The sequence below is a fragment of the Rhodococcus sp. GQ147 genome, from assembly GCF_059759155.1.
Genome location: NZ_JCAXDU010000007.1, coordinates 52,793 through 64,691, shown reverse-complemented (window position 1 = coordinate 64,691; position 11,899 = coordinate 52,793). Strand labels below are relative to the sequence as shown.

Genomic DNA, 11,899 nt, shown 5'->3' with positions numbered 1-11,899 from the left:
TGCGGATCTTCCTCGGGATCCGCACACCACCACGATCGACCGAGAGTTACACGGCGCAGAGCGGTTTGATGTCCTGCACTCCCTCGGTGGTGGGCGAGGTGAGCATCAGGCACGAGTTGTACCCGCTCGCCTCGACGACGTTCCGGATCTCGCGCCACGCGTCGTCGCTGACGACGGGCGAACGCGACAGCACGAATCCGGAGATGCGCGTCGGGTCACCGACGACTGCCCACGAGTAATCGTTCGCGAGGTACGTGACGATGTAGTTGCTCGGTCCGTCGAGCGAATCCTGGAAGGGTACCCCCGGAAAAGACACATGCAGTGCGGCAGTGTCGTTCACGCGGGCGTTCCCGATGATCCCGCGACGATCACCGGTGAACGTGGTGCACGAGTTCTCCACGCGCACGTTGCGTTCGTCGAGCAGCGTGTAGAACGCCGTCGTGTCGCGAGCGCAGTCGATGTTGTAGGGAGCCGGATTGGCGGCGAGCTGATACCACTGCCCCACATACCGGTTCACGTCGAGCTCGGGAACCGGAGTGAGCGGCGCTGCGGCGGCGGGCGTGGCGAACAGGAGCGCGCCTGCGGCGGCGATGAACGCCGCCGCAAGCCCCCGAACGCCGTGTCGGGATCTACGCATGCCTTCTACCTTTCCGTCGTCCGGTATCGGTTACTGCTGGGGCATGAGAACGCCGTCGATCAGGTACACGGTGGCGTTCTCGGTCTCGATGCCACCGCAGATCACGTTGGCGTCGTTGACGGTCCACATCTCACCCTCGCCGGCGACCTCGACGGTGCCGCCCTGGACGGTGGTCTGCGTGCCGGCGATATCGGCCGGGGTCAGCTCACCGGGAACCACGTGGTAGGTGAGGATGTCGGTCAGTAGAGCCGAATCCGTCTGCAGCGTCTGGACGGTCTCCGGCGGCAGGGCGGCGAACGCGTCGTCGACCGGCGCGAAGACGGTGAACTCGCCATCGTTGAGCGTCTCGACCAGGTTGACGTCGGGGTTGAGCTGGCCGGACAGGGCCTGCGTGAGAGTGGTCAGGATCGGCACGTTTCCGGCGGCCTCGGCGACAGGCTGGTTCGCGAGTTCCTCGACGGACGACGGGCCGGTAGGGTTCGCGGCGACATAATCGGCGCAGCCCGGTCCGACGGGGCCGGCAGCGGGGGCTGCGGTACCGGTTGCAGCCGTAGTGGTTTCCTGCATCGTCTCCTGGGTGGTCTCCATCGTGGTGGTGTCGGTGGTGTCCGTGCCCGAATCATCCGAACACGCCGCGACACCCAGCAGGGACATCGCACCGATTCCGACGACGGCCAGGCTCTTGCGCGCAGTGATGTTCATGACTGTGGTTCCCTTCGTAGGCCGTGGCCGGAAACGGCCACGTCGATCAGGTGTGTCACCGGTCATTCGAACCTCGGGTCGGCCCGGATGGGTCGGATCGAGAGATTTTTTTTCGGATCGGTATCCGGTGTTCGACCCATCCGTATTGCGGTCGGCTCCGAATGCAGGTCATGGACGACGTCGAGGATCTCCGACCGGCTCACGTATTCGTGTTGCCCGGTGGGCGTCCGGTCGGCACCACACCGCCGCGTCCGTGGCATCTGTCGCAGTTGCACATGCGTCGGAGGACACCCGGACCGACCCGCGGATGGCGCAGAGCCGGACGACGGCGGCGGGAGACCGGGGCGTGGACACGCGCTGGCATCCCCTGCCCGGAGCCGGGCACTTCCTCCTCACCGACCCGCGCTGGTGGGCCGACACCACAGCCGATTTCCTCACGTGCACACTGTCGGGGAAACCGACCCAGTGCCCCGGAGACGACCATGCATCCTGACCTTCCCCGCGCAGTCGCGATGATCGGCGACGACGTCGAGTTCCCGGGTGGCCGGGAGGCGGTCGTGCCGGCGATCTACCGGACCTTCGTCCGCCACGCGCAGGGCTCGGCCGAGCGCCCCTCGCTCGAGTACCGCGGCTTCAGCTGGGTCATGGATGTCGACGAGTCGATGCCTTCGTCCTGGTGGTTGCGCACGCTGATGCGGTTCGAGCCGTGGGACCACTTCGTCGCGAGCGATTCGGACACCTTCCGCGGGCGGGTCGAGGATCAGCTCGTGGCCGACGGGGTGCGGGTTCCGGTCGGGCGCATCACTGCGCTGCTGAACATCCGGCGCCTCGGCCTCGGATCGGATCCGCTGAACCTGTTCTGGTGCCACGATCCGAGCGGTTCCCTGGCCTGCGTGGTCGCGGAGATCCATTCGCGCCGGAACGGACGGCACTGTTACACGCTGCGCTCGGACGAGATCGACATCATCACCCGGGCCGGCGACACGTTCGCGGTCTCGGTCGCCCTGCGGCGACCCGGCGTCCCGGTGTTCACCGCGACCGTCAGCGGCGAACGGCTGCCGGCCGATCTCACGACTGTTCTACGTGCTCGGATGTGGATGGGGTGACGCTCGTGGTCGACACGGTTGCCTTGAGTGGAGGGAATGTCCAGGCTAGGCTTTCCCTCGATGAGCGGACTGAGCCGATGACCGGCGTCGGAGGCCATACCGATACCCTCGGCGAACTGCTCGGGCGGGTGGCCCGGCAAGACCCTACGGCGTTCGCCGAACTGTACGACGCGACGCGTTCCCGAGTCTTCGGCATGGTGCTGCGGGTCCTGCGGGATCCCGGTTACAGCGAGGAGACCACCCAGGAGGTCTACCTCCAGGTATGGAGGTCGGCCGACAAGTACGACCCGCGTCAGGGTTCCGCTCTGTCGTGGATCATCACGCTCGCCCATCGGCGTGCCGTCGACCGGGTCCGCAGCGAACAGTCCGGAGCCGACCGCGAGTCGCAGTACGGTTCGACGAACGTCGACGCGGCCTTCGACTCGGTGAGCGAGGAGGTAGCGCAGCGCGACGATCGCCGCCGGGTGAACGAGTGTCTGGGTTCGCTCACCGAACTGCAGCGACGCTCGGTCGAGCTCGCCTACTACAGAGGTTTTACGTATACCGAAGTGGCAGAAGAACTTTCGTCCCCGTTGCCGACGGTCAAGTCGCGCATCCGGGACGGCCTGAAACGACTGAAGAATTGTCTGGGGGTGACTGTGGATGGCTGACGAGGCGAACTATTCCTCGCGCGATCTGCTCGACATGGCACCCGTCTTCGCATTGGATGCCGTCACGCCCGACGAACGTCGAGAGCTTGCCGAGCGACTCGCGGAAGCAGACCCGGAGGTGGCCGAACGGTTCGGCGTCGAGGTCCGCGAGGTCCGCGAGACCCTCGCAGCGATGTCGGCCGGTACCGCGACCGAGCCGCCGCCCGAACTCCGGGTGCGACTGCTCGATCTGGTCCACGCCGAACTCACCGCGAAGACGCCCGCCGAGAAGACGCACACGGAACGACCCGGTGACCCGGAGGCGACCGAGGCACCTCGGGCGGAGGATGATCACCCTCCCCCGCCCGTCTCCCTCGACGAGCGCCGCCAGGCCCGACGGCGGAACTTCCTGCTCGCCGCGGCAGCGGCCGTGATCGTCGCGATCGGCGGCGTCGTGGTGGCCGGTCAATGGCAGAACACGTCCGAGCCGGGCACGAGCGAGCGGGTCTTCGCCGCGGAGGACGTACGGACCTCGTCGGGCGAGCTCGACGGTGGCGGCACCGCGACCGTGGTGTTCTCCAAGGAGGAGGACGCCGGCGTGCTGGTGATGAACAACGTCGCCCCGCCGGCCGAGGGCAGCGTCTACCAGATGTGGCTGGTCGGGCCCGAGGGAATGGAGCCCGCAGGCACGATGACACCCGACGACGTCGCGCCGTCGACGACCGCGGTGCTCGAGGACATCTCGGGTGCCACCGCGCTCGCCTTCAGCGTGGAACCGACGGGCGGGTCGACCCAGCCGACCGCGATCTTCGCTCAGCTGCCGCTCGACTGACATGTTCGCGGCAGCGAGCACGTCATCGGCGGGTGCCGATGACGACGGTCGCGTCGGCCTCCTCGAAACCCCGCGTGTCGGCGTCGAGTCCGGCCCGGGTCATGAGGTCGCGCACGACGGGTGCCTGCGACGCGGCCGACTCGACGAGCAGCGACCCACCGTCGGTGAGCCACCGACCCGCGTCGGCGACGAGCCGACGGTGGACGTCCAGTCCGTCGGGTCCGCCGTCCAGTGCATGTCGCGGCTCGCTGCAGCGCGCCTCCCGCGGCATCGACGCGATCGCCCCCGACGGCACGTAGGGCGCGTTGGCGACGAGCACGTCGACGCGACCGCGCAGCGTGCCCGGCAGGGCGTCGAACAGATCGCCGACGAACACCCGGTGGGGCGGCAGGTTCAGGCGGGCACACGCGGTGGCGACGGGATCGATGTCGGCCGCGTAGACCTCGCAGGCCTCGACGGCGGTGGCGAGCGTGGCACCGACGGCACCGCACCCGCAGCACATGTCGACGATCACGGCGCCGGGCCGCGCGAGTTCGATCGCGCAGTCCACCAGGTACTCGGTGCGGCGACGGGAGACGAACACCCCCTCTCGCACCGCGATGCGCCTGCCGTGGAAGAAGACCTGTCCCAGTACGTGTTCGAGGGGTTCTCCGCCGACCCGCCGCGCGATGAGCCGCTCCAGATCCGAGGGTGTGGGAGCGGCTTCGACGAGCAGCTGCGCCTCCTCCTCGGCAAACACGCACCCGGCCGCTCGCAGTGCGGAGACAACGTCGGCGTGGGTCCGGTGGGCGGAGACCATGCGGAACCCTACCGCGCGCTCATCCGGCGAATCTCTCCGTTTCCCGGGGCGGGGGCCGGCTCACACCCCGTGAAGGGGTGGAATCTCCCGATCATGGGTATTCCGCGGGCTGTCACGAGGAGCGCTGTGGGAACGAACGATCTCGAGCAGGAGCCTGCGCAGGGTCGCCGGGTCCGAGACCGCGACCGGAGAGTCGCCACCGGTCGCGTCGTCGCGCTCGAGTTCGATCACACGCCGGTAGGCGTCCACGCCCCCGGGTGGGTCGACATATCCGTTCACGCCAGGAGGAATCTTGAGCACTGCTACCGCGCCCCCACGTAGAACCGGCCGATGGCGGTGGCTGCTACCCGCCCTGTTGCTCATCGCGTGGCTCGTGGCCGCCGGTGGCGGCGGCCCGTTCGCAGGCAAGCTCAGCGAGGTCGCCTCCAACGACGCGAGCACCTTCCTCCCGGCATCGGCCGAATCCACCCGCGCGGACGAGCTGTACGCGCAGTTCAACGAGAGCGAGTTCATCCCCGCGATCGTCGTCGCCGAACGCGACGGTGGGATCACCGACGAGGACCTCGCCTTCCTCGCCGCCGAATCGGCCGGACCGCCGCCGATCCCGTCCGAGGACGGCGCAGCGGCGCAGATGATCGTGCCGCTCGACGCCTCCGGGGAGGTCCAGGAGGCCGTCGAGGAACTCCGGACGGCCCTCGAAGGCGCACCGGACGGCCTGACCGTCTACGTCACCGGCCCCGCCGGGCAGGCCGCCGACCTGTCGTCGGCCTTCGGCGGCATCGACGGACTGCTCCTGCTCGTCGCGGGCGGTGTCGTCCTCGTCATCCTCGTGGTGGTCTACCGCAGCCCGATCCTGCCGTTCGTCGTCATCATCTCGGCGCTGTTCGCACTCGCCCTCGCGAGCCTGCTGATCTATGTGCTCGCCGACGCCGGAGCGATCGCGCTCAACGGCCAGAGCCAGGGCATCATGTTCATCCTCGTGTTCGGCGCCGCCACCGACTACGCGCTGCTGCTGGTCTCCCGGTACCGCGAGGAACTGCGACTGCAGCAGGACAAGTACGCCGCGATGCGCAGCGCGCTCCGCGGCTCGATCGAGCCGATCGCGGCGTCGGCCGGCACCGTCATCCTCGGTGTGCTGTGCCTACTGCTGTCGGACCTGAACTCCAACCGCGGTCTCGGCCCGGTGGCCGCCATCGGCATCGCGACGTCGTTCCTCGCGTCGCTCACCTTCCTGCCCGCAGTGCTCGTGCTGCTCGGCCGCGTCGCGTTCTGGCCCACCCGCCCGGTCTACGACCCGAACGCCGACGCCGACGACATGCAGAAGTCCCACAAGGTGTGGGGCCGGGTGGCCGACTTCGTCGGGTCGAAGCCGCGTCCCATCTGGATCGTGTGCAGCCTCGTGCTCGTCGCCTTCGCCCTGCTGGCACCGCAGTTCAAGGCGAGCGGTGTCGCGTCCTCGGATCTGTTCCTCCTGCAAACCGATTCGAAGTCCGGCCAGGAGGTGCTCAGTGAGCACTTCGACGCCGGCACCGGTTCGCCCAGCATCGTCGTCGCCCGCGAAGGCGCGCTCGAGGGTGTCGTCGGCGCCACCGAGGGCGTCGAGGGCGTGACGACCGTCCAGCCCGTCCCCGGCCCCGACGGCGCGCCGCGCGTGGTCGACGGACTGGTCGCGGTGCAGGCGACGCTCTCGGATCCCGCCGACTCCCTCGCCGCCGAGGAGACCGTCGAACGCATCCGCGAGGCGGTGCACGCCGTGCCCGGGGCCGAGGCACTCGTCGGCGGACCCACGGCCGTCGACCTCGACACGAAGGACACCGCGACCCGCGACCGCACCGTCATCATCCCGGTTGTGACGCTCGTGGTGCTGCTGGTGCTCATCGCGTTGCTGCGGGCGGTCGTCGCACCGATCCTGCTGATGCTCACCGTGATCGTCTCGTTCGCGGCGACCCTCGGTATCTCATCGCTCGTGTTCAACCACCTGTTCGGTTTCCCGGGCGCCGACCCGGTGGTGCCTCTGTTCGGGTTCGTCTTCCTCGTGGCGCTGGGTATCGACTACAACATCTTCCTCATGACCCGCGTCCGCGAGGAGACGAAGAAGGTCGGTACCCGTGCGGGCACCCTGCGGGCGCTGACCGTCACCGGTGGTGTCATCACGTCCGCCGGCGTGGTGCTCGCGGCCACGTTCTCGGCGCTGGCGGTGATCCCACTGCTGTTCCTGGCTCAGCTGGCGTTCATCGTCGCCTTCGGTGTCCTGCTCGACGCGCTGCTCGTGCGGTCGCTGGTGGTGCCGGCCCTGACGATCGACATCGGCAAGAAGATCTGGTGGCCGAGCAAGCTGGCGCGGGCCGAACCGTCCGAGCCGGACGCCTCCGAGGACGTCGCGACCGCGGGAGCGCCGCGCTCATGAGCGCGCTGAGCGCGCAGTGCTACTGACAGGCGCATGAGCGGATGAGAACGGCCGCGGGACCGGGCATGTGATCCGGTCCCGCGGCCGTTCGTCCCACGGCTGCCGCGTTTGCCCGTTACCGTTCTATTCCATGTCTGCGGATTCCGCCGCTCCTGTCGAGCGCCCGCGTCCGGTGGAGGACGCCCGACCGCCCTCCCGGCCGTCGCTGACCGACCGTGTCGGTGGACGTCTGTCCGCCGTACCGCACATCGTCGGCCTGATCCTGGGCATCTACGCGGTCGTGGTCGCATTGTGGTCGATCTCCCCGACCCTGCGTTACTGGATCCACGCCCCGCGCGAATATCTCGACGAGTACTACTTCGACGCCCCCGACACGAGCCTGTCGTTCGCGCTCGTCCTCGGCCTGCTCGCCGGTGCGATCGCCGGCCGAAAACGCATCGCGTGGTGGATCCTGACGATCTACCTCGGCGGATTCTCCATCACCAATCTCGTGATGAGTATCGTCGAGCGCGACCCGAACCACCTCGTCGCGTTGGTCGTCCATCTGCTGATCGTCGCGCTCCTGCTGCTGTCCTATCCCGAGTTCTACACGCGCGTGCGGCGCGGAAACGCCTGGGCCGCACTCGGTGTGCTCGTGGGTGGTCTGGTCGTCGCGACGCTCATCGGCTGGGGCCTGGTGGAACTGTTCCCTGGCACCCTGCCCGCTACCGACCGGTTCCTGTGGGCGCTCAACCGCGTCACCGCGCTGACGTTCATCGACAACGACCAGTTCGGTGGCCGCCCGAACGGGCTGGTCAACACGATCCTCGGCCTCCTCGGCGCCCTCGCCGTGCTCGCGGCGGTCGTGGTGCTGTTCCGTTCACAGCGAGCGAGCAACGCGCTCACCGGCAGTGACGAATCGGCCATCCGCGGTCTGCTCGCCCAGAGCGACGATTCGCTCGGCTACTTCGCGACCCGCCGCGATAAGGCCGTGGTGTTCGCCCCCAGCGGCAAGGCCGCGGTGACCTACCGCGTCGAACTCGGCGTGTGCCTCGCGAGCGGTGATCCGATCGGCAACCCCGAAGCGTGGCCGCACGCCATCGACGAATGGCTCGACCTCGCCCGCGCCTATGGGTGGACACCCGCGGTGATGGGGGCGAGCGAGGACGGTGCGACAGCCTACCACCGTACGGGTCTGAACGCGCTGCAGCTCGGCGACGAGGCCGTCCTGCTCACCCGCGACTTCAGTCTCGCCGGACGCGACATGCGACCGGTGCGGCAGGCCGTCAACCGCGCCCGCAAACACGGTGTGACCGCGCGGATCATGCGTCACCGCGAACTGTCACCCATCGAGCTGTCGGCGGCGATCCAGCGCGCCGAGGCCTGGCGCGACACCGAAAACGAGCGCGGTTTCTCGATGGCCCTCGGGCGGCTCGGCGACCCGCTCGACGGCGACTGCCTGCTCGTCGAAGCGGTCGCGGACGGCAAGGTCGTCGCGATGCTCTCGCTCGTGCCCTGGGGATCGGACGGCGTGTCACTCGACCTCATGCGCCGCGACCCGCAGGCCCCCAACGGCGTCGTCGAACTCATGGTCTCCGAGCTCGCCTCACGCGGTGCCGAATTCGACGTCGAGCGGATCTCGTTGAACTTCGCGGTCTTCCGGTCGGTCTTCGAGGAGGGCGCGCGGATCGGTGCCGGCCCGATCCTGCGGTTGTGGCGGTCGATCCTGCTGTTCTTCTCACGGTGGTGGCAGCTCGAGGCGTTGTACCGGTCCAACGTCAAGTACCACCCCGAATGGGTGCCCCGCTTCCTGTGTTTCCGCGACAACCGGCTCATCCCGCGCGTCGCGCTCGCGTCGGCGATCGCCGAGGGCTTCCTCACCCTCCCCACCTTCGGTCGTCGGAACACCCAGCAGCACACGGGAACACACTCGGCGTTCCCCGAGGACCAGGTGGCCGCGGCAGAACTGCACGACGACGGCAGCGCACCCGACGTCGAGCTTGCCGACGGCACGCCCGCCGTCTCGCACGGACGTCGCCGCCCCGAACAGGTCCAGGTGCGGATGAACACCCTGCAGCGGATCGTCGAGCACGGTGTCGATCCCTATCCGGTCGCGCATCCCCCGACCCACACGGCCGCCGAGGCCCGGGCCGCGAAGTCCGGCACCCCGGTGACCGTGGCGGGACGCCTGCTGCGCATCCGCAACTTCGGCGGTGTGCTGTTCGCGGTGCTGCGCGACTGGTCGGGCGACATCCAGATCCTCATCGACCGGCAACGGGTTGCCGGACAACGCTTCCTGTTCGACCTCGGTGACCTCGTCGAGGTGTCGGGCGAGGTGGGACGCAGCCGCACCGGCGAGATCTCGGTGCTCGCCGACTCGTGGCGCATCGACGGCAAGTGCCTGCATCCGCTGCCCGACAAGTACCACGGCCTCGTCGACCCGGAAGCCCGCGTGCGGCAACGCTATCTGCATCTCGCGATCGACCGCGGGGCACGCGACCACCTCGCGGCACGCAGCGCGGTGGTGCGGTCGCTACGCGACGAACTGCAGGCGCGCGGCTATCTCGAGGTGGAGACCCCCATCCTGCAGTCGGTGCACGGCGGCGCGAACGCCGCACCGTTCATCACGCACATCAACGCCTACGACGCCGATCTGTACCTGCGGATCGCCCCCGAGCTGTATCTGAAGCGGTTGTGCGTCGCGGGCATGGCGAAGGTCTTCGAGATCGGCCGGGTGTTCCGCAACGAGGGTGCGGATTTCAAGCACAACCCGGAGTTCACGATCCTCGAGGCATACGAGGCGCACAGCGACTACGAGAAGATGCGGGTGGTCGCACGCGAGTTGATCCAGGCAGCGGCCCGCGCGGCACACGGACGCGAGATCATCCTGCGGCCCGGACCCGACGGTATCCCGGTCGAGATCGACATCTCCGGCGAGTGGCCCGTCAAGACCTTCCACGACGCGATCTCCGAGGCGCTCGGGACATTCGTCGATGCGCAGACCCCCGTCGACGTCCTGCGACGCCTGTGCGACGAACACGAGATCCCCTACAACCCGGCCTGGGACGCCGGCGCCACCGCGCAGGAGATGTACGAGCACCTCGTCGAATCGAAGACGGAGTTCCCCACCTTCTACACCGACTTCCCGACCTCGGTGTCGCCGTTGACCCGGCCGCACCCCCGCAAGCCGGGTGTCGCGGCGAAGTGGGACCTGGTGGCCTGGGGTGTCGAGCTGGGGACCGCCTACAGCGAGCTCACCGATCCGCTCGACCAGCGTGCTCGCCTCACGGAGCAGTCGCTGCTCGCCGCGGGCGGTGACGAGGAGGCGATGGAACTCGACGAGGAGTTCCTCGAAGCACTCGAGTACGCGATGCCTCCCACCGGCGGCCTCGGTATGGGTGTCGACCGGATCGTGATGCTCGTACTCGGAGGGAGCATCCGCGAGTCGCTGGCGTTCCCGTTCACGAAGCCGCGGCGCTCCTGACGGGTGGTTTCACGTGAAACCGCTCCACCTGGCATCGTGAGGTCGTGCAGCTACTCCTGATCCGTCACGCCGAGCCGAACAACGCCCGCGCCGAGACCGGGGGCGCCGACCCGCCGCTCACGGAGGCCGGTCGTCTCCAGGCGTCGCGGTTGCCGGACGCGCTGTCCCCCTACAACATCACCCGCCTGTTCTCGAGCCCGCAGTTGCGGGCCCTGCAGACGGCCGAGCCGGTCGCGGAACGACGCGGGCTCGACGTGGAGAAGATGGAGGACATCGCCGAGTACGACTACGGCCACGACCACTACTTCACGATCGACGCCGCGAAGGACGTCGCACCGGCCGCCTACAAGCGCATCCTGGCAGGTCACCTGCCCGATTTCGTGGACGGGGACGCCTTCCGCACGCGGGTGCTGCGAGGGATCGACCAGGTGGTGGACACGTGCGACCACGCCGAGACCGTGGCGCTGTTCGCCCACGGTGGGGTCGTGAACATCGTGCTGCAGCACCTGCTCGAGCTGCCCCGGCCGCTGATGTTCCCCATCGAGTACGCGTCGGTGACGCGCATCCTCGTCTCACGCAGCGGCGCGCGCCGCGTCGCGTCGATCAACGAGACCGGGCACGTACGCGACACCCTGCGCGTCTGAGCGCCCCGGGAGTCGGCCGCGGGTGAGCCCCCAGCGCCCACCCGCGAGTCGTGGGTTCAGCGCCGTGCGCTCGCGAGGAGGTCGCGGGCGGCGGTGCTGCCGTCGAGCAACCGCGACGTGCGGCGCACGATCTTCCAGCTGCCGTCGATCCGGGCGAGTTCGAAACGATTGGCGCTCACCCGCCACACCCGGAACGAATCCGAATCGGCGTTGCGGCGCAGCAGCAGGGAGTGGCAGGTCGCGACGGCGGTGTCGCCGCCGACCCGGATGTGCACCGGGTCGAGCAGATGACCGCAGCCCTCCTCGATGTAGTCCTGGTGCGGTCGGGTGCGCACCATCTTCATGATGGCGTCGCGACCCTCCATCAGGCGGATGTCGACGTCGTAGACGGCGTCCTCGGCCCACAGTTCCCCCACCGCCTCGGCGTCACCGGCGTCGACGGCCGGGCCGTAGGCCGTGAGGACCTCGTGGATCGCAGCCTTGTCCTCGAGGAGCTGTACGCGTTCGAGGAGGGAGGCCAGCAGGGCGGAGTCGGTCATCTCGATCCTTCCGGGCGGGGGCGTCGCCACCCGTTCTACCGGGGTCCGGAGTCCTGCCTCCCGGGTCGTCCCGGTGACCGGAAGCAATCGACTGTGCAGCCCCTGACCAGGGCATGACACGGACGCCGACATGATCTTCCC

At 68.7% G+C, this 11,899-nt stretch carries 10 protein-coding genes; 6 read left to right on the top strand and 4 right to left on the bottom strand.

The annotated features are described in order from the left end of the window. Positions 1–46: 46 nt before the first annotated feature. Both AC6CID_RS10315 and AC6CID_RS10310 read right to left on the bottom strand, forming a co-directional pair. On the bottom strand, positions 47–637 hold the full coding sequence (locus AC6CID_RS10315; protein ID WP_217579314.1) for a lipocalin family protein: 591 nt from the start codon (positions 635–637) through the stop codon (positions 47–49). Positions 638–667: 30 nt separating this feature from the next. Next, the gene (locus AC6CID_RS10310; RefSeq protein WP_064061457.1) at positions 668–1,339 is read right to left on the bottom strand and encodes a fasciclin domain-containing protein; all 672 of its coding nucleotides are present in this window, start codon (positions 1,337–1,339) and stop codon (positions 668–670) included. Positions 1,340–1,821: 482 nt separating this feature from the next. Here AC6CID_RS10310 and AC6CID_RS10305 point away from each other — a divergent pair, with 482 nt between their 5' ends. The 3 genes from AC6CID_RS10305 (at position 1,822) to AC6CID_RS10295 (ending at position 3,906) form a co-directional block, all read left to right on the top strand. Beyond that, positions 1,822–2,445: a DUF1365 family protein gene (locus tag AC6CID_RS10305; RefSeq protein WP_006553346.1), complete on the top strand. Its 624-nt coding sequence runs from the start codon at positions 1,822–1,824 to the stop codon at positions 2,443–2,445. 77 nt (positions 2,446–2,522) lie between these two features. After that, the gene (locus AC6CID_RS10300) at positions 2,523–3,095 is read left to right on the top strand and encodes a sigma-70 family RNA polymerase sigma factor (RefSeq protein ID WP_024102602.1); all 573 of its coding nucleotides are present in this window, start codon (positions 2,523–2,525) and stop codon (positions 3,093–3,095) included. Beyond that, positions 3,088–3,906: an anti-sigma factor gene (locus AC6CID_RS10295; protein ID WP_217579315.1), complete on the top strand. Its 819-nt coding sequence runs from the start codon at positions 3,088–3,090 to the stop codon at positions 3,904–3,906. Before AC6CID_RS10300 ends, AC6CID_RS10295 begins: the two co-directional genes overlap by 8 nt. Positions 3,907–3,928: 22 nt before the next feature. On the opposite strand, the gene AC6CID_RS10290 is transcribed toward AC6CID_RS10295, so the two are convergent. Then, on the bottom strand, positions 3,929–4,705 hold the full coding sequence (locus tag AC6CID_RS10290; protein ID WP_064061453.1) for a putative protein N(5)-glutamine methyltransferase: 777 nt from the start codon (positions 4,703–4,705) through the stop codon (positions 3,929–3,931). A 292-nt stretch (positions 4,706–4,997) separates the two neighbouring features. Here AC6CID_RS10290 and AC6CID_RS10285 point away from each other — a divergent pair, with 292 nt between their 5' ends. The 3 genes from AC6CID_RS10285 to AC6CID_RS10275 all read left to right on the top strand — a co-directional run bounded on the left by AC6CID_RS10285 (position 4,998) and on the right by AC6CID_RS10275 (position 11,219). Continuing rightward, complete coding sequence (locus AC6CID_RS10285; protein ID WP_498353919.1) at positions 4,998–7,112, top strand: MMPL family transporter; 2,115 nt, start codon at positions 4,998–5,000, stop codon at positions 7,110–7,112. Positions 7,113–7,242: 130 nt separating this feature from the next. Continuing rightward, positions 7,243–10,575: a bifunctional lysylphosphatidylglycerol synthetase/lysine--tRNA ligase LysX gene (gene lysX, locus AC6CID_RS10280; RefSeq protein ID WP_415915322.1), complete on the top strand. Its 3,333-nt coding sequence runs from the start codon at positions 7,243–7,245 to the stop codon at positions 10,573–10,575. A 44-nt stretch (positions 10,576–10,619) separates the two neighbouring features. Continuing rightward, on the top strand, positions 10,620–11,219 hold the full coding sequence (locus AC6CID_RS10275; RefSeq protein ID WP_033098120.1) for a histidine phosphatase family protein: 600 nt from the start codon (positions 10,620–10,622) through the stop codon (positions 11,217–11,219). Between the two features lie 56 nt (positions 11,220–11,275). Here AC6CID_RS10275 and AC6CID_RS10270 read toward each other — a convergent pair whose 3' ends face one another. After that, a complete protein-coding gene (locus AC6CID_RS10270) occupies positions 11,276–11,758 on the bottom strand; it encodes a nuclear transport factor 2 family protein (RefSeq protein WP_033098119.1) in 483 nt (160 codons plus the stop codon). Between the last annotated feature and the right edge of the window lie 141 nt (positions 11,759–11,899).